We start from the raw sequence: 20,433 nt of genomic DNA on the forward strand, positions 1-20,433 counted from the left end.
AGAGTTGGCGGTGAAGGTGTTGATATGTCGAGTTTTTCCAAAGATGCGGTGCATCAGTTCTTCAGCGAACATGCGCCGAAGGATATACGTCAAGGCATCAAGAACAACGCCAAGGGGGCAATTCTTGATGCGAGCTACCCATATGATGAGCGCATAAAGCGGAAAGCCTATGAGGCGCATATGGCTAAGCTACAAATTGAACTGGTCAAAATGCAGTCGTGGGTCAAGAAAAGCGGCGCGCGGGTTGCGGTTGTATTTGAGGGCCGTGATGCTGCTGGCAAAGGCGGCACGATTAAACGGCTGCGCGAAAACCTGAATCCCCGTCAGGCGCGTGTCGTAGCCCTTGCAAAGCCAACTGAAAAGGAGGCCGGCGAGTGGTATTTTCAGCGCTATGTGAAACATATGCCAACTGCCGGTGGCATGACGTTTTTTGATCGTAGTTGGTATAATCGCGGCGTTGTAGAGCACGTCTTTGAATTTTGCACCCCTACGCAGCGACAGCTTTGGTTCGACCAAACGCCACACTTCGAAGATATGATGGTGAGCGATGGGATACAGCTGATCAAAATTTGGCTGAACGTCGGGCGAGCCGAACAACTACGCCGTTTTTTGCGCCGCGAAGCTGATCCTTTGAAACAATGGAAGCTCTCTTGGATTGATGTTGAGGGTCTTGGTAAATGGGACAGCTATTCGAAGGCAATTGGTGAGACACTGTCTCGGACGCATACGGACACGTGTCCGTGGACAGTTGTTCGTAGCGATGACAAACGACGTGCGCGGATCGCAGCAATCCAAACCATCCTAACGCGTGTGACTTACGAGGGGCGAGATGATGATGCCATTGGCCCAATTGACCAAGGGATTATTGGCGCGTCTTCATCACTGACAAATCTTGCATAAACCTTACTGATCAAAAAACACCAATGCGTCTTCGCGCCAACTGATGCGGACAGGTGTCCCAATCTCTAGAATCTCGCGCCCCATCAGATTTTTCATCGAAATCGTGAGGGTATTGTCCAAGCCATCAAGCCCGACTTCATAGTAGGTCATATCACCATAGTAAGCCCGATCAACAATTTTAGCGGCTGCAACACGGTCGCGATCAGGCTCGCCAGGAAACAGAATGGACATGGTCTCGGGCCGGATACCAGCGTGAGAGACAGTGTCTCGCGCAGGGTCGGACACCTGTCCAAGCCCTGCAATCGTTAAATTACCCGCATTTTGCGCAACCGGCATCACGTTCATAGTGCCAATGAACTCACCAACTTTACGCGAGGCCGGCGCACGGTACAGGGTTTGCGGGTCAGCCAATTGCGCAATCTGACCCTCAAACATAACAGCGATCCGATCGCTCATAATCAGCGCTTCTTCCTGGTCGTGGGTCACCAAAATGAATGTAATGCCGACTTGTCGCTGAAGACGACGCAATTCAAGCTGCATCTGCTCGCGCAGCTTTTTGTCCAGCGCGGAAAGCGGCTCATCCAAAAGAAGAACCTTAGGCTTAAGAACAAGCGCACGGGCCAAGGCCACACGTTGACGTTGCCCGCCAGACAAAGCGTTAGCCGCGCGGGCGCCAAACCCGTCTAGCCCTACCATTTCAAGGGCTTCACCAACGACACGGGTTTGTTCTGACTTACTTAAGTCAGACTTGCGTAGACCAAACGCCACGTTTTGCGCGACGTTCAAATGCGGGAAAATTGCGTAACTTTGAAACACCATATTGGTCGGTCGGCGGTTTGGCGGCACCTCTGCCATATCGGCACCGGCAATCTTAAGCGTCCCGCTTTCAATATCTTCAAACCCCGCAATCGTGCGCAGCAGCGTTGTTTTTCCACAGCCAGATGGACCAAGCAGAGAGAAGAACTCCCCTGCTTCAATGTCTAAATCTATGTTCCTAAGCGCGTGGTAACTATCATAATGCTTGTTAACGCCGGATAACGAAATCATGGTCATAAAAAGCCCCCTTCGGTGCTTTGTCCCGCCTTTCGCAACCCACGACGACGAAGTGTTTCAGCCAGTGCAAGCAGCAGGATTGAGAGACATACAAGCAGCGTTCCCAAGGCCATAACGACCGGCAGCTTGGTTGGAAAGCGCAACTGGGACCATAAATAAACAGGTAATGTTGGCTCTGTACTGCTTAGGAAAAAGGCGATGATAAACTCGTCCAAACTGATCGTGAACGAGATAAGCAGTGACGCAATCAGTCCGGGCCAGATCAACGGCAGTGTCACACGGTAAAACGTGCTGACGCGGGTCTCGCCTAAATCAAGTGATGCCTCTTCAAGGGCGGGATCAATGTTTTGAAAACTGGAGTTTAGAATAGAAATCGCAAATGGCATGCAGATCAACGTGTGACCTGCGATCACTGACCATGACCCTATGCTTAGCCCCAACTGCAAGAACACCACCAAGAGTGAAACAGCGACAATAATCTCGGGCAAGACGAGCGGCAACATGATCAGGCCCATAATGGGCCGCTTTCCAATAAAGCGATAGCGCACGGCAGCACGTGCTGCGCAAACACCAAGAATTGTTGATAAAACTGCTGTTATGGAGGCGATTTTAACGGAGGTCCAAACACTGCTTGTCAGGGCGGGGATGGTCGGTAGTTGCACAAACCACTTGGTGGTGAACCCCTGCAAAGGAAAGGCGATTGTTGTACTGTCATTGAACGCGAAAAGTGGAAGCAACACGATCGGTGCGTAGAGAAAAATCAGATAAGCCCAAGTATATGCCCTCATGACCGCACCTTTAGGAAACGCCGGTTTAGCCAGACAAATAGTGTCGCAATTACGGTCACCGCCACCATAGAAATAACAGCGAGCGCCGCGCCCATTGGGGCGTTGTTGAGTTTCAAAAACTGTGTCTGGATCATGTTTGCAATCATCAACCCGCCGGGTCCCCCAACAAGGCGAGGTGTAATATAGTCGCCGATGACGGGTATAAACACGATGAGTGTTGCAGCGACTAAGCCCGGCATTGCAAGTGGGAGCGTGACGCGGAAAAAAGTCGCCACGCGGGTTTCCCCCAAGTCGCGTGAGGCCTCCAGAAGCGCGCGGTCAATCTTTTCCAAAGCCACGAAAATAGGCAAAATCGCAAAGGGTGCAAACGCGTGCGCCAGCGTGATGATTACGGCATTTAGATTGTACAAAATGAATGTGATTGGTGCATCAATGATACCAACTTCAATCAAACCTGAGTTAATGACGCCGTTGAACCCCAGAACAACTTTCCACAGGAAAACGCGGATCAGGTAGCTTGTCCAAAACGGGATCGTAATCAAAAAGAGCCACAGCGATTTGCGCGACGGCTTTACATGAAAGCTGATGAAGTAAGCCACCGGAAAAGCTGTGATGACGGTAAGCAGTGTCACCGCCCCCGCAACCAAAAGCGAGCGGCCCAGTAGCAATCCGTAAATCGGATCTTGGGCGGCCTCAACGTAATTTTTGATCGTGAAATCAGTATTCAGCGTCAGGTAATCTTGCGTCCAAAAGCTGAACAAAATGATTGCCCCGAGTGGCCCCGCAAGCAGCACCAAAGTGGTTAAAAACGGCGGGCTAACAAGTAAAAGCCCCCGACGGGAATTATGAGAAACATCATCTGCCACAGGCTATATTTGCAAGGGAATTGCTTCCTGTGCAAACGGGTTTATCGCCAGCAGGACGGTAATTCGATATCTAGCATCTCATTAACGTTGGGTCGATCAAGAGAATGCGGAAAGCTGAGCTGTCGATGCGTTAGAATGCAGCGATCTTTGCGGTGAAGCGTAACCTCAAGAAGCGGCGGAACCGAAATGCCATTGCGAGTTACCGCAGGTGCACAATTATTAGGATGCAAATGCACCACATGGTGAAACTTGGTTAATTTACGGAAAAAGCTGGCAATTAACGGCAAAGCACCCCGTGAGAATAAATTGTGCAAGTGATGCAGTTCGATAACGATGGTTCGGAAGCGCATCAACGTAGCGTCTGAAAGGTGCGCAAATATATCGAATTCTGCGCCTTCAACATCTATCTGCAGCACCAAATCACCTGTCCCTGCCTGCCGCTGCGCGACCCAATCCTCAAGACCTATGAAGTTTTCAGAAGGATCACTCCCAATGAATTTTTTCTCAAAGGTAATCAGCGGGTGCTCACTTGGTGATCGGTCGACACTCGCATCGGCCAGAAAACACGGGATGTGATAATCGCGCGCTAACTGTGTTTCAAACGTCGCAACATCATCAACACCTGGTGAGAAACACGCATCAATTCCATCCAAATCGTCTGGTAACAGGTACCCGCCGTCACCCTGTCCGCCGATCCGGATCAAAGGGGTCTGAATTGAGACAGGCCGCAAAAGTAAAATCGCCGCAGACACATCAGCGCGCGCGGCAAGGCCCCCGACAAATACCTCATTCCGAGCCGCTAGCCGTTGAATACCTGTCCGAATAAAATGCTTCACCTGGGACTCACCACTGTGACGATTTAATCCACAAAAACACTACCGACTTAAAGTTACATGAATACTGCCAGAGCATTTGCAGGTGCTTAGATGACGGCAGACACAAAAAAAGCCCCACCATTTGGCAGGGCTTTTTCGAATAATGAACGTAAAACTTAGCGCTTAGAGAACTGGAAGCTCTTACGCGCTTTTGCTTTACCGTATTTCTTACGCTCAACAACACGGCTGTCGCGTGTGAGGAAGCCAGCGGCTTTCAACGCGCCACGCAGGCTGGGATCGTACAGTTGCAATGCTTTGGAAATGCCGTGCTTAACCGCACCAGCTTGACCAGAAAGACCGCCACCTTTGACAGTCGCCATCACGTCGAACTGGTCTTCTGTACCAGAAACTGTGAAAGGCTGACGCAGGATCATTTGCAGCACGGGGCGTGCAAAATAGACCTTCATCTCTTTACCGTTCACAACAACTTTGCCGGAGCCTGGCTTGATCCAAACGCGTGCAACCGCGTCTTTACGTTTACCAGTCGCATAAGAACGGCCAAGGTCGTCACGGACGGGCTCGCGTGGGGTCATCTCAACTTCTGCTACTGCAACAGTGCCTTCGGCAACTGCGTTCAGCTCATCGAGGCTTTTGATTTCTTCAGCCATCTATCAGACCCTCGTGTTCTTTGAGTTCATGGATTTGACGTCCAGCACTTCGGGGCTTTGCGCCTCATGGGGGTGCTCGGCGCCTGCGTACACACGCAGGTTCGTCATTTGCTGGCGTGACAGGCGGTTGCCTGGCAACATGCGTTTGATCGCAAGTGTTACAACGCGCTCAGGGTGATCACCTTCCAAGATTTGCTCTTTGGTACGGTATTTGATTCCACCTGGGTAGCCAGTGTGCCAGTAGTAACGCTCTTCGCGTTTCTTACCAGTCAACTGAACTTTGTCAGCGTTGATGATGATGACGTTGTCACCCATGTCCATGTGGGGCGTGAACGACGGCTTGTGCTTGCCGCGAAGACGCATCGCAACAATCGACGCAAGACGGCCCAGCACCACGCCTTCAGCGTCGATGATGATCCACTTCTTGTCGATGTCTGCGGGTGTCGCAGTGAAGGTTTTCATGTTTCTATCCTTGGAATGTCAGCGGAAAGGCTCCGCGGGTATTCGATTGCGCCCTTATATAGGCGCACAAATAGCAGTCAACAACACAAAACATCGAAAAACCGTTCATAATCAGGGGCTTAAAAAATAGGTATCAAAATACCCCAAAAATTACTACTTTGGCGGGATCGAATAGGTCAATGACGCACGGGCAACCGGCCGATCATCTCCATCGCTGAACACAAGTGCATCACAAACCGCCAGTTGCCGTCCCAGCTTCAACAGTCTCACGTCACAAATCACATCCTTACCAGCGATGGGTTTGCGCATGAAATCGATACTGCAGTTCGTGGTCACCGTCAGCGCCTCAAGACCGATGCGCGATAAAATCGCCAGATACGCCCCCACATCCGCCAGCCCAAACATCGCGGGCCCAGATACTGTGCCGCCGGGGCGCAGGTGCCTCTCGGCCACGTTGAGACGCAGCTTGATCCCTTGCGCCGTGATTTCATCAACAGTGAAGTCGTCCTTCACTTGTTCAAAATCCCGCGCCAAAAATGCGGTCAGCTCTGCGGTAGTAAGAAGTGGGTCAGTCATTGCAACTCTCAACAGTTTCGGCCCTACTGTAGCCACAAGATTGTGAGGAACAAGATGACCGATACGCAAACGTCTCTTTATACCCGTTGTGATGCGAACGGCGTCGCATACATTGAGTTGGCAACACCGCAAACGCTTAACGCTCTTTCAAGTCAGATGATTGAGGCACTGACCGCACTGTTTGTGGATATTGCCGCAGATCAAAGCATCAGATGCGTTGTTCTCAGCGGGGCCGGCAAAGCCTTTTGTGCGGGTCACAACCTCAAAGAAATGCAAGCGATGCGCGAAGGTCCGGATGCTGGTGCCCGTGAACTGACAGCACTTTTCGATGCATGTGCGCAGATGATGACCGCCATTCGCACCCTGCCCCAACCCGTCATTGCGCAAGTTCACGGTGTCGCCGCTGCCGCAGGATGTCAGCTTGTTGCCGCCTGCGATATGGCTGTCGCGGCTGAAGGAACACGGTTTGCAGTTAATGGTGTGAACATCGGGCTGTTTTGCTCAACGCCCATGGTGGCGCTGTCGCGCAATCTGCCCCGCAAGCAGGCCTTTGAAATGCTCGTAACCGGCGACTTCATTGACACCAATCGCGCGCTTGACCTTGGATTGATCAACCGTATCGCCGAACCCAGCAAACTGGCGCCCGTGACACGTGACTTGGCCGAAACGGTTGCTGCTAAACTGGGGGCTGCTGTGCGTCTTGGTAAGGGCGCGTTTTACGATCAACTCGAAATGCCCGTGGCAGATGCATATACTTTCACCCGTGACGTGATGGTCCAAAATATGGCTAATGAGGACACCGCTGAAGGCATTACGGCCTTCAACGAAAAGCGTAAACCAAACTGGGATATCGCCAACAGCTAAGTGCCGCTTGAAATTCGACCTGAACGCCCCATTGCACCCCATATCCAGGAAGTGCTATTGTTTTGACAACAATATATAGCGCGCGAGCCATAGTGCGCATGGAAAGTTAAGGTATCACATGAGCGACACGCCAGAAACACCTGAAAACGAAGAAGAAAACACCGTTCAGGAGTATGTTTACGACGGACCGCAAGTCGACATCGTCGATGAGATGAAAACGGCCTATCTTGATTACGCGATGTCGGTCATCGTTAGCCGTGCGATCCCTGACCTGCGTGATGGCCTGAAACCTGTGCACCGCCGCATTCTTTATGCAATGCATGAAACAGGTAATACTGCCGAAAAGTCTTATCGTAAGTCTGCCCGCCCTGTTGGCGATGTGATGGGTAAATATCACCCCCACGGCGACAGCGCGATTTACGACGCACTGGTGCGGATGGCCCAAGATTTCTCAATGTCGCTTCCGCTGCTGGATGGTCAGGGCAATTTCGGCTCCATGGACGGCGATAACGCGGCTGCCATGCGCTATACCGAAGTGCGCATGGATAAACCGGCGGGTGCGCTTCTTGCAGATATCGAAAAAGAGACCGTTGATTTTCAAGACAACTACGACGGCAAAGATACTGAGCCGACTGTTCTTCCCGCACGCTTTCCAAACATGCTGGTCAACGGTGCTGGCGGTATTGCTGTTGGTATGGCCACGAACATCCCACCCCATAACTTGGGCGAGGTAATCGATGCCACTTTGGCGCTTATTGAACAGCCTGATTTAACTTCAGAGCAGCTGATTGACTATATTCCAGGTCCTGATTTTCCAACGGGCGGAATTATGTTGGGCCGCTCTGGCGCGCGCAAAGCCTATCTTGAGGGACGTGGCAGCGTTGTGATCCGCTCCAAAACCCGCGTTGAGGAAATCCGTAAGGATCGTTGGGCGATTGTGATCGACGAAATCCCCTATCAAGTGAACAAAGCCTCTATGATCGACAAAATCGCGGAACAAGTTCGCGAGAAAAAGATCGAAGGCATCAGCCACGTTCAAGACGAATCTGACCGTAACGGTGTGCGCGTCGTGATTGAGTTGAAACGCGATGCGACAGCTGAAGTCGTTCTTAACCAGTTGTTCCGCTTTACGCCTATGCAAACAAGTTTTGGTGCGAACATGTTGGCCCTGAACGGCGGCAAGCCCGAACAACTTACACTCCGTAAGTTCCTGACATCGTTTATTGCTTTCCGCGAAGAAGTCGTGGCGCGCCGCACCGCCTTTGATTTGCGCAAAGCCCGCGAACGTAGTCACGTATTGTGTGGTTTGGCTGTGGCCGTATCAAATGTGGATGAGATCGTTGCAACGATCCGTTCCTCTGCGGATGCTGCTGAGGCTCGTGAAAAACTGATGACGCGCCGCTGGCCCGCCCAAGATATCTTGGCCTACATCAAGTTGATCGATGATCCGACCCATAAGGCCAATGAAGACGGTACATATAATCTGTCTGAAACTCAGGCGCGCGCTATCCTTGAATTGCGCTTGCAACGCCTGACACAGCTTGGCGTGTCCGAAGTAACGGATGAGCTGGAAGCGCTTGCGGTCAAAATTACGGAATACCTTGATATCTTGCGCTCTCGCGAGCGTATCATGGGCATCATCACAGATGAGCTGACCGAAGTTCGTGACGCTTATGCGGTGCCGCGCCGTACAGAAATCGTCGACTGGTCCGGCGACATGGAAGACGAGGACCTGATTGAACGCGAAGACATGGTCGTCACAATTACCCAAGGTGGCTACATCAAGCGGACGCCGCTTGCTGACTTCCGCGCCCAACGTCGCGGTGGCAAGGGCTTGTCTGGCATGGCGACCAAAGACGAAGACGTGGTCACATCGCTCTTTGTGGCCAATACCCACACGCAACTGCTGTTCTTCACGACAGACGGCATGGTTTACAAGCTCAAGACGTGGCGCCTGCCCCAAGGCTCACGCACCTCAAAGGGCAAAGCAATCGTCAATATCCTGCCCATCCCGCAGGGTGTGTCGATCGCTGCCATCATGCCAGTGGACCGTGACGAAAAAGAGTGGGACGATCTGCAGGTTGTCTTCGCAACATCCGCAGGCACAGTGCGCCGCAACAAGCTTTCCGATTTCACGAACGTCATGCGCAACGGCAAAATCGCGATGAAGTTTGAGGGTGAGCACGAGAACACCACGCTTATCAACGCACGCATCGCGTCGAACGACGATGATGTCATGTTGGTGACCAACTCAGGTCGTGCGATCCGATTTAAGGCAACGGACGTCCGTATCTTCAACTCACGGGCTTCGGTCGGTGTGCGCGGTGTTAAGCTTGCGGGCGATGATACAGTTGTCTCAATGTCGATCATCCGCCACTTCGAGGCTTCATCAGAAGAACGTGCTGCATATTTGAAAATGCGTAGACTTGTTGCGGGCTTAACGGATGAAGTTGATGCAGCAGATGAGGAAGCGGTTGCTGATATTAACCTACCCCAAGAGCGTTACGTCGAAATGTCAGCCTCCGAAAACCTGATCCTGACCATCACGGAAAACGGTGCGGGCAAAATGTCATCCAGCCATGACTATCCACTGCGTGGACGCGGTGGCATGGGTGTGCAGGCAATGGATAAAGCCATGCGCGGTGGTCAGATCGTTGCCTCCTTCCCGATTGAGTTGGAAGATCAGATCATGTTGGTGACCAGTAAAGGTCAGTCCATTCGGGTCCCTGTTGAAGGCATTAGCTTCAGATCGCGTAGCGCTGGTGGTGTGAAAGTATTTGACACATCTAAAGGTGAAAAAGTCGTCAGCGTGGCTTGGATTGCGGATCAGACAGCGGAAGATGCTGATGTAGAAGACGGTGGCGACGCTGCCCCCGATACTCCGACTGACGCATAGAAAAGGACTGTTTCCGCATTAATTTCGATTGTTCGCAAAATAATTGTGGCGCAATTGAGGCTTTGTTTGGTAACAATAAGGCAAGTTAATGCGGGTCCTCCAACCCGATCACTTAATGACCCCCGACGCTTCCAACGTCGGGGGTCATTGCGTTTAGACTTCTGTGCGCAATCCAGTTCGAAGATGATGCAAGTTGCGACATCGTTTTCATTGATTTGCGCGGCAGGCTGGATTACCTGCTGCATATGACAAAAACACTCAATATCATCGGCGGCGGAATGGCCGGATCGGAAGCCGCATGGCAGGCTGCAAATCAGGGTATCTCTGTGGTGATCCACGAAATGCGCCCCAAAGTTGGCACCTTTGCACACCAAACGGGCAACCTTGGTGAGATGGTATGCTCAAATTCATTCCGTTCGGACGATAATGAGCAGAACGCCGTCGGTCTGCTGCATTGGGAGATGCGCCAAGCCAACGGCTTGATCATGAATATCGCTGAAAAGCACCGCATCCCCGCCGGTGGCGCACTGGCTGTTGATCGCGAGCCCTTCGCAGAATCCGTCACAGCCGCCTTGAAGGCGCACCCAAACATCTCGGTCAGCTATGATGAAATCACAGAGCTTCCCGATGACGGCCATTGGATTGTGGCGACAGGTCCGCTGACATCAGACGCGCTGTCAGCATCCATTGCCAAAGCAACGGGCGCCGAGGCCTTGGCCTTTTTCGACGCAATCGCCCCAATCATCTATTTTGACACGATCGACATGTCCCAAGCGTGGATGCAGTCGCGCTATGACAAGGGTGAAACCGAAGAAGAGCGTACCGCGTACCTCAACTGCCCGATGGATAAAGCCCAGTATGAGGCCTTTATCGATGCGTTGATGGCAGCGGATAAAACCCAGTTTAAAGACGGTGAGACCGCCAAATATTTCGATGGATGCCTACCCGTTGAAGTGATGGCCGAACGCGGTCGCGAGACGTTGCGTTTTGGTCCGATGAAACCCGTTGGCCTGACAAACCCGCACGCGCCTGATGACAAACCTTATGCGGTTGTGCAATTGCGTCGCGACAATGCCTTGGGCACGCTCTATAACATCGTCGGCTTTCAAACCAAGATGACCTACGGGGCGCAAAAAGAAGTGCTCCGCATGATCCCCGGCCTTGAGAATGCAGAGTTTGCGCGTCTTGGTGGCATTCACCGCAATACATTTCTTAACTCTCCCACGTTGCTCACCCATGATATGAAGTTGAAAACCCACCCTAATCTGCGCTTTGCAGGTCAGATCACTGGTGTTGAAGGATACGTTGAATCAGCGGCGATGGGCTTGCTTGCTGGCCGTATGGCTGCTGCAGAAATCAACGGTGACGACCTACCTGCGGTGCCGCAAGTCACCGCAATGGGCGCATTGGTCAGCCACATTACAGGCGGTGCGGATGCAAAAACCTTCCAGCCTATGAATGTCAACTTCGGGCTTTTTCCCCCAGTTGATGGGCTCAAAGGGGGCCGCAAAGGCCGCAAGGATCGCTACAAAGCCTATACGGATCGCGCCAAAGCAGAATGGCTTGGCTGGTTGGGTCAGGAAAAACTCGCAGCCGAGTGATGATCACGCGTTTTGCACCGTCCCCCACAGGGCCGCTTCATCTTGGTCACGCGTACTCCGCGATTGTTGCCCATGACCTAGCCCGCGGGCAGGGTGGCGCTTTTTTGCTGCGGATCGAAGACATTGACCGGTCACGGGCACGGGAGACGTGGGAACAGCAAATTTACGATGATCTTTCCTGGTTGGGGCTTCAGTGGGACGCCGCTCCCGTTAGACAATCGGATCACCTTACGCGCTACCGCTCTGCGTTGAATGAATTGTGGTGCTCTGGATATTTATACCCATGTAACTGCCGCCGCGCAGATATTGCCGCGGCGGTTAATGCCCCCCAAGAAGGCGCGCCATTGTTGGGGCCTGATGGCGTGATCTATCCGCGCCTGTGCTACGTGCCAACAACCCATCACAGCCGCGTCGCGGATGACATGCCATCCGACGCGGTGCTGCGTCTTGATATGACTGCGGCTGTTGCGGCGCTTGAAGTTGATAAGACACCAATCACCTACACAAACAACGGCGCACCCGTTCAAATCACCGCGCCCCAGCTTGTTAACACAGTCGGCGATGTCGTCTTGGCGCGGCGGGATATGGGAACTTCCTATCATCTTTCCGTGGTGGTCGATGACGCAGCGCAAGGCATCACGGATGTCGTCCGCGGCGAGGATCTTGAAAGCGCCACAGCCATCCATGTGGTTTTGCAACGTTTGCTTAACCTTCCAACACCGCAGTATCATCACCACCGTTTGATCCGCGATGACGCAGGCAAACGACTGGCAAAACGCGATGACGCCCGCGCGCTTTCCAACTACCGTGCGCAGGGCTTAAGCAGCGCAGACATCCGCAGGCTAATTGGGCTTTAGCTCGTCACCTCAGTGCCACTGGTTACGTCTGTAAAAAAGCAGGTCCGCGCGCCTGTGTGGCAGGCCGGACCGGTTTGACGAACACTCACCAAGATACAATCGCGGTCACAATCAATCTGCATCTGAACCAATTCTTGTGTGTGCCCCGATGTGGCGCCCTTCACCCAAAACTCTGCCCGCGAGCGAGACCAATACGTCACCTGCCCCGTCTTCAGCGTGCGGCTGACGGCCTCAGCGTTCATCCACGCCAGCATCAAAACCTCATGACTGTCCACATCCTGTGCAATCACCGGCAACAGGCCCGCATCGTTGAACTTTAGGGAATTCGGATCAAACTTCATCACAGTACCTTTCCAACTGTCTTCCACCGTCCTATCTGTCGGTTGAATGAAACAAAAGGCCTCGCGCACATGTCCAACGAAGCAGATCTGATGAAGCTCTACTCGGCGCAGATTTTGCAGCTTACAACACAGTTGTCGCGTGTTGGCCGCCTCGATACCCCAAGCCACAGCGCCAAACGCCGGGCCCCGCTGTGTGGTTCAAGCGTTACGGTTGATCTGCTGATAGAAGACGGTGTCATACGTGATTATGCACATGACGTGAAAGCCTGTGCCTTGGGCCAAGCGGCCGCGTCTGTTGTGGCGAAAAACATTGTTGGACGTAACACGGCGCAAGTTGTTGCGACGCGTGACGCTTTGGCAAATTTGCTGGCAGAGGATGGCCCAGTTCCGCAGGCCCCTTTTGACGGTCTTGAAGTTCTGCGCGCGGCCAAAGATTACAAAAACCGACACGCCTCAATCATGCTCGCTCTTGATGCTGCATGTGATGCAATTAGTGGTGGTTCAGATACTCAGGGCACATAAAAAAACCGCTACCTTCGTGGGAGAAGATAGCGGTAAGTAACGATCAGGCACATATGGTGCAGATTGGTTTATCGAAGAGGCAATCCGATAAATACGTCAGGCAGTAACGCGATATCACCTGTTTGGGGGACAGATATCATACCCGCACCAAGATAGATCGTAGGCAGTGTCTTTACATAAACGCCGGCAAAGTGAGTGCCGCTACAGTCATTGCTACAATGGCAGATACTGTGAACATGTCTTGAACCAACGTCGTTTGTGAGCGGCGAATAATGTTTTTCACATCAGCAATCATGGGTAGCTCCTTTGCAACTATGCATTTGTTGCACCTTTGTTCTCATTTGAGTTAACCAAAGTAAAGAACTTTTTAAGAACAAATGTGAACAAAATGTTCTATATGAACCTAACCTACTGATATCAAACGAATTGCTTTGTCTTGTTCCATGAGCCACAAAAGAACACGGGCAGCTTTTCCACGCTCAGAGGTTAACGCAGGATCGTCCGACAACAGTTTACGCGCATCTTTTTGTGCGATCTCCATAAGATTGCTGTGCCGGTCCGGATCCGCGACCCGAAACCGTGGCAAGCCTGACTGTGCAGAGCCAATCATGTCCCCCGCACCGCGCATTGCAAGGTCTTCCTCAGCAATGACGAACCCATCTTCTGTTTCGCGCAATATCTCCAAACGGCGGCGCCCCGTTTCACCAAGGGGTGCCTGATACAAAAGCAGACACGTAGACGCCCCCGCGCCACGACCGACACGCCCGCGTAATTGGTGCAACTGCGCAAGCCCAAAATTCTCGGCGCGCTCAATCACCATGATCGTCGCGTTAGGCACGTTGACGCCTACTTCGATAACAGTCGTCGCCACCAAAACCTGCGTTTTACCTGAAATAAAATCCGCCATTGCCGCGTCTTTTTCAGCAGGCGGCATTTGACCGTGAACCAGACCGACAGCCCCCTCACCCAGCTCGGCACGCAGGCGTTTGAACCGTTCTTCGGCGGCGGTCATATCGCTCAGCTCGCTCTCTTCGACCAACGGGCAGACCCAATATGCTTGCTGGCCTTTGGCGACTGCACCGCGCAGATGGCTAACCACTTCCTCCATCCGTGATGTTTGCACCAAGGCGGTTTTGATAGGCTGGCGACCCGGGGGTTTTTCATCAAGCACGGAAATATCCAGATCACCGTAGTGGGCCAGCGACAAAGTGCGCGGGATTGGCGTGGCTGTCATCACCAGCATATCAACCGCCTGCCCCTTGGCGCCAAGCTCCATACGCTGGCGCACACCGAACCGATGCTGTTCATCCACAACCGCCAGACGCAGATCACAAAACTCAACGTCTTTTTGAAACACAGCATGGGTGCCGACCAAGATCTTGATCTCACCGCTGGCCAGTGCTGCCAGTTTGCGCGCACGCTCTTTACCTTTGTCACGGCCGGTAAGCAGTTCCAAGTTCACACCGGCACTCTGGGCCAGAGGTTGCAGCCCCTCAAGATGTTGCCGCGCCAGAATTTCTGTCGGCGCCATCATCACACCCTGTCCGCCTGCTTCGACAGCCATCAGCAAAGCCTGCATCGCCACAAGGGTTTTTCCAGCACCGACATCCCCTTGCAGAAGGCGGTTCATGCGGTGCCGCGCGGCCAAATCTTGCGCAATCTCAGCGATTGCACGGCTTTGGGCCCCAGTCGGCGCATAGGGCAGACTGTTCAACACGCGGCTTTGTAGGTGCCCCGTTCCCACGCTGCTTCGGCCTTTGGCCGCGCGCGCGGTCGAGCGGGCTAGCGCGAGAGTCAGTTGATGGGCAAACACTTCGTCATAAGCCAAGCGCAAGCGCGCAGGATCAGACATGCCATCAACTAACGGCGCTGCAGGCCGATGAGCCGCCAAAAGAGCGGCATCCCAATCAGGCCAGTTTTCGCGCTGCTTTAGGTTTGGATCAATCCACTCAGCCACTTTTGGGGCACGCGCCAACGCTGATCCACTGGCTTTCAACATGACTTTTTGGGTAATCCCCGCAGTTAGCGGGTAGACCGGTTCGAACGGCGGGATATCGTGCACATCCGCCTCTGCGAGCATGTGGTCTGGATGCACAATCTGTGCAAGCCCATCAAAATACTCAATTTTTCCTGAAATAATCCGACGTGCACCAACGGGTAGCTGTGCCTCAATATAGCGAATATGGGCATGAAAGAAGACCAAAGCGAATGTTATATGACCGTCATTCACAAAAACGCGTGTCGCGCCGCCTTTGCGTGCAGCCGGTCTGTGTTGTTCAACCTCAACCGCAACAGTAACCAAATCCCCCGTGAGCGCACCGTCAATACTTGGCCGCAGGCGCCGGTCAACAATTGCATGAGGCAGCGTAAAAAGCAGATCTTTCGGCGTGGTGACGTGTAGGTTCTCAAATAGTTTGGACGTCTTCGGCCCGATCCCTTGCAAAGTTTCGAGCCCCGCAAACAAAGGAAAAAGGATTTCTGGACGGCCCGCCAATCCCCTAGCCTCGACCGATTAGAGTAAGCCAAGCGTCTTCATCAATAACCTCAACGCCCAGTTTTTCCGCCTTAGCAGCCTTTGAGCCTGCTGCCGCGCCTGCAACCAGTAAATCCGTTTTTGCAGACACAGAACCCGATACTTTGGCACCAAGGTCTTCGGCCTGCGCTTTGGCCTCTGCGCGGCTCATCCGCGTAAGGGTGCCCGTAAACACAACGATTTTGCCAGCAACAGGGCTATCTGAAGCGGCAATCTGGGCCATGTCTTCAATGTTAAGCTCTGCCACAAGACGATCAATTGCGGCACGCTCAACAGAGTTAGCAAAAGTAGAAACAACCGACTGGGCCATCACCTCGCCCACGCCATCGATGCTCAAAAGGTCCGCCCAAGCCGTGCTTTGTGGGTCCGACGCCTCACGCATCGCGTTCTCGAACGCATCCCAACTGAGATATGTTTGGGCAAGGAGCTTGGCACCAGCCTCGCCAACGTGGCGAATGCCAAGGCCAAAAATCACACGGTTAAGTGGCACAGAGCGGCGCAGATCGATGGCGTCAAACAACCCGTTGGCAGATTTCTCACCCCACCCTTCACGGTTTTTCAATTGCTGCAAACCGCTGCCAAACCGCGCACGCAACGTGAAAATTTCCGCCGGCTCACGGACCCAACCGTCTTTGTAGAATTGCTCAACTTGTTTTGATCCAAGCCCATCAATGTCAAAAGCAGCGCGGCTGACAAAGTGCTTAAGCTTTTCAACAGCTTGGGCCGGGCATACGATGCCACCGGTACAACGGCGGACTGCGTCGCCTTCTTCGCGCACGGCAGGCGAGCCACATTCAGGGCAGTATGTTGGAAACTCAAAAGAGACTGCAGTGTCAGCACGCTTGCTCACATCAACATCACGAATTTTAGGGATTACGTCACCCGCGCGGTAAACCTCAACGAAATCACCAACGCGAATATCACGGCCCCCACGGATTTCAGCGCCTTTGCTGTCTTTGCCGACGATATAATCTTCGTTGTGCAGGGTCGCGTTGGATACGACAACACCGCCAACCGTTACTGGCGTCAGCCGCGCCACGGGAGACAACGCGCCTGTCCGCCCCACTTGGATATCGATCGCCTCAAGGGTCGTAAACGCCAGCTCTGCAGGGAACTTATGAGCAATTGCCCACCGCGGCGTGGTTGAGCGAAACCCCAACCGCGCCTGCAAAGCCAGATCATCAACTTTGTAAACGACACCATCAATGTCATAGCCCAGTTGTGCGCGCGCCTCGGCAATTGCGTTGTAATTCGCAATCATTCCCTCAACAGTTTCATGCCGCTTTGTCAGCGGGTTGGTCTGAAACCCCAGTTCAGACAGCGCTTCGATTGCTGCAAATTGAGTGTCCGCAAGCGGGGCAGACACCTCGCCCCATGCATATGCGAAAAACCTTAACGGGCGATTTTTAGTGATATTTGGGTCCAACTGGCGCAGCGACCCTGCCGCTGCGTTGCGCGGGTTTGCAAATACTTTTCCGCCGCGGGCAGACTGTCTTTCGTTCAAGGCCGCGAAGTCTTCGTGACTCATATAGACTTCGCCGCGCACCTCCAAGATTGCTGGCGCACCGGTCAGCTGTTGCGGAATGTCTGCAATAGTACGGGCGTTGGCGGTTACATTTTCACCAGTCGTCCCGTCACCGCGCGTCGCTGCATGAACAAGCGTGCCATCTTCGTAGCGCAGAGAGAGCGAAAGCCCGTCGATCTTTGGCTCGGACGTGAAAGCAAGCGGGGCTTCGCCTTCCAGCCCGAGATATTTGCGAACGCTTTGGTCAAATCCTGCAACATCATCGTCGTTGAACGCATTTGACAAAGACAGCATTGCAACCGCATGGGTGATTTTGCCAAACCCATCTGCGGGGGCTGAACCAACTTGCTGCGTGGGGCTGCTGTTTTTCAGCAACTCTGGAAAAGCTGTCTCAATTTCTTTTAGGCGCGCCTTAAGGCGATCAAACTCAGCATCTGTCAGCTGGGGCGCATCTTCTTGATAATACTGCTGATTTGCCTGTGACAACGCCTGAGAAAGCGTTTCGGCTTCTTGTGCGGCCTTTTTAGGGTCCAAGTTTTCAACGGGCGTGTCAAAATCGGAAAGTGGCTGGGACATGGGGCGCGCTCATCACTGTGGATTGGATGCTATACGTAGAATGGCAGGGTGGCGGCGTCTAGTCTTGGTGCCGATTTTCATCCAGCCTAAGGAAACGAAAAGAGAGGCCGCGATTGCGAACCTCTCTTACCGAAAAACTAAACTCTTTACGCAGTGACCGGATACGGTCAGCCGTTTACGGCGATTTTCTCCAAGTCACCCAGACCTGTTTGCGGATCGCGCAAAACATATCCGCGCCCCCAAACAGTTTCGATATAATTGTCACCGTCTGTTGCCTGAGCCAATTTCTTGCGCAGCTTACAGATGAAAACATCAATAATCTTGAGTTCAGGTTCATCCATTCCGCCATAAAGGTGGTTCAGGAACATTTCCTTGGTCAATGTTGTACCTTTGCGCAGGCTCAACAGCTCAAGCATCTGGTATTCTTTACCTGTCAAATGGATCGCACGACCACCAGCAGACACAGTTTTTGCATCCAAGTTCACTTCAATCTGGCCCGTACCGATGACTGCCTGTGAATGACCTTTGGAACGCCGAATGATCGCGTGAATACGCGCAACAAGCTCTTCGCGCAGGAATGGTTTGACCATGTAGTCATCTGCACCAAAGCCAAAGCCCTTGATTTTGTCGTCCACCTCGGCGGAACCAGACAGGATGAGGATCGGCGTCTCAATTTTGCTAACGCGCAATTGGCGCAGCACTTCGTGGCCGTTCATGTCAGGCAGACCAAGATCGAGAACGATCAAGTCGTAGTCATATAGCTTTGCCAGATCGATCCCTTCTTCGCCCAAATCCGTCGTGTAGACGTTCAGATTGGCATGAGTAAGCATCATTTCGATACTTTTGGCGGTCGTAGGATCGTCCTCGACTAGCAGAACTCGCATAATTTTATCTCCGGTGGATCGTTTGCGTAAAGTGTTTCGACCTCACTGTGCAGGCAATTAGTTAACACAAGGTTAGCGTGAGCCATAACACTTCATACCACCTTAGGTTGCATAAAGCTAACGGTAACTTTGCAGGTGTGTTGCACGTAAAGCCTTAAGCCCGTGACTGCTGACCGCGTCGCACCAACTTTCGAATTCTTCTTCGGACAAACTATAGCGCGACAACGCATCACTTTGGCTTAACAAGCCATAGACAACCCCGCGCACCACAGCTGCCTTACGCGATGCAACCCAACGCCGCGTTGATGCGGGTGGCAGATCAGCATGGGTCATGATTGAACCATCCGGCAGGGTCACTGATCGGGGGCCATCAACCTTTTTCAAAAACATTTTTCGTCCTCGTCTTATATCAAAGTCCTGTTCGGTTTGAGCCAAGTGTCTTAAGGAGCGGTGAAACGTCACCTTGTTAGTACGCGCAATTTTATTATATCTGTGCACAAACCTGTTACTTGCGATTAACCTCATCACCCGGAGAACCGCTTATGGCACTCGATCACACCGCTGGTCTTAACTCACTTGGCTTTGCAAAACCGCCATCTGAGACACGCGTCGTTGTGGCCATGTCCGGCGGTGTCGACAGCTCTGTTGTGGCCGCACAACTGGCTGAAGAAGGCTATGATGTGGTGGGTGTCACGCTACAACTTTATGACCACGGGGCCGCTCTTGCCAAAAAGGGCGCCTGCTGTGCAGGGCGCGATATCCACGATGCACGTCGCGTTGCCGAAGAGATGAACTTCCCCCACTATGTCCTTGATTATGAAAATATTTTCAAAGACGCTGTGATGGACGAGTTCGCTGAAAGTTACCTTGGTGGTGCAACGCCCGTACCCTGTATTCGATGCAACGAGCGGGTGAAATTCAAAGACCTGCTGGAAACCGCAAAAGACCTTGAGGCGGATTGCATGGCAACCGGCCACTACATTCAGCGCAAGATGGGCGCGAACGGTCCCGAGCTGCATTCAGCCGAAGACAGCAACCGTGATCAGTCATACTTTTTGTTCTCAACCACGCCAGAGCAGTTGTCCTATCTGCGCTTCCCCCTTGGTCATTTGCCAAGCAAAGAAGCGACACGCGCGCTTGCACAAAAATACGGCCTGCCGGTGGCGGATAAACCTGACAGCCAAGACATTTGTTTTGTGCCTGATGGCGACTACGCCAAGGTGATTGAAAAACTGCGCCCCGGTGCTGCGGAGCCGGGCAATATTGTTCATGCGGACGGACGTATTCTGGGCACCCATGAAGGGGTCATCCACTACACCATTGGTCAGCGACGCGGCCTTGGAATTGGGGGGCTATCAGAGCCGCTTTATGTGGTGAAACTGGATGTGGATACAAAAGAAGTCGTGGTCGGTCTAAAGGACATGCTGGCAACGCGCAACATTCCAATCAAAGAGATCAACTGGCTTGGCGATACTGTGTTTGAGGCAGTCGCTGAGCGTGAAATTTTGGTGAAAGTGCGATCAACCCGCCCGCCACGTCCCGCAATTTTGCGCGCAAAGCCGGGGGGATTCGCGGAAGTTGAACTGCTGAGCGCGGAAGAAGGTGTCTCACCCGGGCAGGCCTGCGTATTTTATGAAGAAGGCAGCACGCGTATTTTGGGCGGCGGTTGGATTTGGCGCGGAGCCTGAGACCTCAACCGTTATTGA

At 52.9% G+C, this 20,433-nt stretch carries 20 protein-coding genes; 7 read left to right on the forward strand and 13 right to left on the reverse strand.

The genetic code is table 11. The features are described 5' to 3' along the window. Positions 1-24 precede the first annotated feature (24 nt). The gene (gene ppk2, locus NIG5292_RS01505) at positions 25-900 is read left to right on the forward strand and encodes a polyphosphate kinase 2 (protein ID WP_048597579.1); all 876 of its coding nucleotides are present in this window, start codon (positions 25-27) and stop codon (positions 898-900) included. Between the two features lie 3 nt (positions 901-903). Here the strand turns inward: ppk2 and NIG5292_RS01510 are convergent, their stop codons facing one another. The 7 genes from NIG5292_RS01510 to NIG5292_RS01540 form a co-directional block, all read right to left on the reverse strand. Then, positions 904-1,947 (reverse strand): ABC transporter ATP-binding protein, encoded by a 1,044-nt coding sequence (locus NIG5292_RS01510; RefSeq protein WP_082136590.1) that lies wholly within the window; start codon positions 1,945-1,947, stop codon positions 904-906. A 2-nt stretch (positions 1,948-1,949) separates the two neighbouring features. Beyond that, positions 1,950-2,741 (reverse strand): ABC transporter permease, encoded by a 792-nt coding sequence (locus NIG5292_RS01515; RefSeq protein WP_048597581.1) that lies wholly within the window; start codon positions 2,739-2,741, stop codon positions 1,950-1,952. Continuing rightward, a complete protein-coding gene (locus NIG5292_RS01520; RefSeq protein ID WP_048597582.1) occupies positions 2,738-3,607 on the reverse strand; it encodes an ABC transporter permease in 870 nt (289 codons plus the stop codon). The genes NIG5292_RS01515 and NIG5292_RS01520 overlap by 4 nt, the downstream gene beginning before the upstream one ends. 41 nt (positions 3,608-3,648) lie before the next feature. Next, positions 3,649-4,443: an FkbM family methyltransferase gene (locus NIG5292_RS01525; RefSeq protein ID WP_143081955.1), complete on the reverse strand. Its 795-nt coding sequence runs from the start codon at positions 4,441-4,443 to the stop codon at positions 3,649-3,651. Between the two features lie 155 nt (positions 4,444-4,598). Continuing rightward, positions 4,599-5,090, reverse strand: coding sequence for a 30S ribosomal protein S9 (gene rpsI / locus NIG5292_RS01530; RefSeq protein ID WP_048597584.1), 492 nt, complete (start codon positions 5,088-5,090; stop codon positions 4,599-4,601). Positions 5,091-5,093: 3 nt separating this feature from the next. After that, entirely contained in the window at positions 5,094-5,552 is a 459-nt protein-coding gene (gene rplM, locus NIG5292_RS01535; protein WP_048597585.1) for a 50S ribosomal protein L13, read from the reverse strand. Positions 5,553-5,705: 153 nt separating this feature from the next. Next, on the reverse strand, positions 5,706-6,128 hold the full coding sequence (locus NIG5292_RS01540; RefSeq protein WP_048597586.1) for a PaaI family thioesterase: 423 nt from the start codon (positions 6,126-6,128) through the stop codon (positions 5,706-5,708). 54 nt (positions 6,129-6,182) lie between these two features. Here NIG5292_RS01540 and NIG5292_RS01545 point away from each other — a divergent pair, with 54 nt between their 5' ends. From NIG5292_RS01545 to gluQRS, 4 genes are all read left to right on the forward strand, one after another. Next, positions 6,183-6,992 carry an enoyl-CoA hydratase gene (locus NIG5292_RS01545; RefSeq protein ID WP_048597587.1) on the forward strand — a complete coding sequence of 270 codons (810 nt, stop codon included), beginning with the start codon at positions 6,183-6,185 and terminating at the stop codon, positions 6,990-6,992. A gap of 118 nt (positions 6,993-7,110) precedes the next feature. After that, positions 7,111-9,888: a DNA gyrase subunit A gene (gyrA, locus tag NIG5292_RS01550; RefSeq protein ID WP_048597588.1), complete on the forward strand. Its 2,778-nt coding sequence runs from the start codon at positions 7,111-7,113 to the stop codon at positions 9,886-9,888. A 245-nt stretch (positions 9,889-10,133) separates the two neighbouring features. Further along, the gene (gene trmFO / locus NIG5292_RS01555; RefSeq protein WP_048597589.1) at positions 10,134-11,489 is read left to right on the forward strand and encodes a methylenetetrahydrofolate--tRNA-(uracil(54)-C(5))-methyltransferase (FADH(2)-oxidizing) TrmFO; all 1,356 of its coding nucleotides are present in this window, start codon (positions 10,134-10,136) and stop codon (positions 11,487-11,489) included. Then, positions 11,489-12,346 carry a tRNA glutamyl-Q(34) synthetase GluQRS gene (gluQRS, locus tag NIG5292_RS01560; protein WP_048597590.1) on the forward strand — a complete coding sequence of 286 codons (858 nt, stop codon included), beginning with the start codon at positions 11,489-11,491 and terminating at the stop codon, positions 12,344-12,346. The genes trmFO and gluQRS overlap by 1 nt, the downstream gene beginning before the upstream one ends. On the opposite strand, the gene hisI is transcribed toward gluQRS, so the two are convergent. Beyond that, positions 12,343-12,687, reverse strand: coding sequence for a phosphoribosyl-AMP cyclohydrolase (gene hisI / locus NIG5292_RS01565; protein ID WP_048597591.1), 345 nt, complete (start codon positions 12,685-12,687; stop codon positions 12,343-12,345). The two genes, gluQRS and hisI, sit on opposite strands and share 4 nt — an antisense overlap. 69 nt (positions 12,688-12,756) lie before the next feature. Between hisI and NIG5292_RS01570 the strand changes: the two genes are divergently transcribed. Beyond that, positions 12,757-13,209 (forward strand): iron-sulfur cluster assembly scaffold protein, encoded by a 453-nt coding sequence (locus NIG5292_RS01570; RefSeq protein WP_048597592.1) that lies wholly within the window; start codon positions 12,757-12,759, stop codon positions 13,207-13,209. Positions 13,210-13,381: 172 nt separating this feature from the next. On the opposite strand, the gene NIG5292_RS15250 is transcribed toward NIG5292_RS01570, so the two are convergent. The 5 genes from NIG5292_RS15250 to sciP form a co-directional block, all read right to left on the reverse strand. Then, positions 13,382-13,504: a hypothetical protein gene (locus NIG5292_RS15250; protein ID WP_267884451.1), complete on the reverse strand. Its 123-nt coding sequence runs from the start codon at positions 13,502-13,504 to the stop codon at positions 13,382-13,384. A 108-nt stretch (positions 13,505-13,612) separates the two neighbouring features. Then, complete coding sequence (recG, locus tag NIG5292_RS01575; protein ID WP_048597593.1) at positions 13,613-15,703, reverse strand: ATP-dependent DNA helicase RecG; 2,091 nt, start codon at positions 15,701-15,703, stop codon at positions 13,613-13,615. Positions 15,704-15,707: 4 nt separating this feature from the next. Continuing rightward, entirely contained in the window at positions 15,708-17,843 is a 2,136-nt protein-coding gene (gene ligA, locus NIG5292_RS01580) for an NAD-dependent DNA ligase LigA (protein ID WP_048597594.1), read from the reverse strand. A gap of 167 nt (positions 17,844-18,010) precedes the next feature. Beyond that, the gene (gene ctrA / locus NIG5292_RS01585; protein ID WP_048597595.1) at positions 18,011-18,727 is read right to left on the reverse strand and encodes a response regulator transcription factor CtrA; all 717 of its coding nucleotides are present in this window, start codon (positions 18,725-18,727) and stop codon (positions 18,011-18,013) included. Between the two features lie 117 nt (positions 18,728-18,844). Next, positions 18,845-19,117 (reverse strand): CtrA inhibitor SciP, encoded by a 273-nt coding sequence (gene sciP / locus NIG5292_RS01590; protein WP_048597596.1) that lies wholly within the window; start codon positions 19,115-19,117, stop codon positions 18,845-18,847. Positions 19,118-19,269: 152 nt separating this feature from the next. On the opposite strand from sciP, the gene mnmA reads away from it, so the two are divergent. Beyond that, on the forward strand, positions 19,270-20,415 hold the full coding sequence (mnmA, locus tag NIG5292_RS01595) for a tRNA 2-thiouridine(34) synthase MnmA (RefSeq protein ID WP_048597597.1): 1,146 nt from the start codon (positions 19,270-19,272) through the stop codon (positions 20,413-20,415). Positions 20,416-20,433 lie beyond the last annotated feature (18 nt).

This window comes from Nereida ignava (genome assembly GCF_001049735.1).
In the GTDB taxonomy this organism is placed as follows: Bacteria; Pseudomonadota; Alphaproteobacteria; order Rhodobacterales; family Rhodobacteraceae; genus Nereida; species Nereida ignava.

Bases quoted from the DNA above. Each gene is read 5' to 3' on its own strand.
- NIG5292_RS01515 (WP_048597581.1), bottom strand. From the start codon at position 2,741: ATGAGGGCATATACTTGGGCTTATCTGATTTTTCTCTACGCACCGATC.
- rplM (WP_048597585.1), bottom strand. From the start codon at position 5,552: ATGAAAACCTTCACTGCGACACCCGCAGACATCGACAAGAAGTGGATC.
- NIG5292_RS01510 (WP_082136590.1), bottom strand. From the start codon at position 1,947: ATGATTTCGTTATCCGGCGTTAACAAGCATTATGATAGTTACCACGCG.
- ctrA (WP_048597595.1), bottom strand. From the start codon at position 18,727: ATGCGAGTTCTGCTAGTCGAGGACGATCCTACGACCGCCAAAAGTATC.
- NIG5292_RS01570 (WP_048597592.1), top strand. From the start codon at position 12,757: ATGTCCAACGAAGCAGATCTGATGAAGCTCTACTCGGCGCAGATTTTG.
- mnmA (WP_048597597.1), top strand. From the start codon at position 19,270: ATGGCACTCGATCACACCGCTGGTCTTAACTCACTTGGCTTTGCAAAA.
- hisI (WP_048597591.1), bottom strand. From the start codon at position 12,687: ATGAAGTTTGATCCGAATTCCCTAAAGTTCAACGATGCGGGCCTGTTG.
- gluQRS (WP_048597590.1), top strand. From the start codon at position 11,489: ATGATCACGCGTTTTGCACCGTCCCCCACAGGGCCGCTTCATCTTGGT.
- NIG5292_RS01540 (WP_048597586.1), bottom strand. From the start codon at position 6,128: ATGACTGACCCACTTCTTACTACCGCAGAGCTGACCGCATTTTTGGCG.
- ppk2 (WP_048597579.1), top strand. From the start codon at position 25: ATGTCGAGTTTTTCCAAAGATGCGGTGCATCAGTTCTTCAGCGAACAT.
- gyrA (WP_048597588.1), top strand. From the start codon at position 7,111: ATGAGCGACACGCCAGAAACACCTGAAAACGAAGAAGAAAACACCGTT.
- NIG5292_RS15250 (WP_267884451.1), bottom strand. From the start codon at position 13,504: ATGATTGCTGATGTGAAAAACATTATTCGCCGCTCACAAACGACGTTG.
- trmFO (WP_048597589.1), top strand. From the start codon at position 10,134: ATGACAAAAACACTCAATATCATCGGCGGCGGAATGGCCGGATCGGAA.
- sciP (WP_048597596.1), bottom strand. From the start codon at position 19,117: ATGTTTTTGAAAAAGGTTGATGGCCCCCGATCAGTGACCCTGCCGGAT.
- ligA (WP_048597594.1), bottom strand. From the start codon at position 17,843: ATGTCCCAGCCACTTTCCGATTTTGACACGCCCGTTGAAAACTTGGAC.
- rpsI (WP_048597584.1), bottom strand. From the start codon at position 5,090: ATGGCTGAAGAAATCAAAAGCCTCGATGAGCTGAACGCAGTTGCCGAA.
- NIG5292_RS01545 (WP_048597587.1), top strand. From the start codon at position 6,183: ATGACCGATACGCAAACGTCTCTTTATACCCGTTGTGATGCGAACGGC.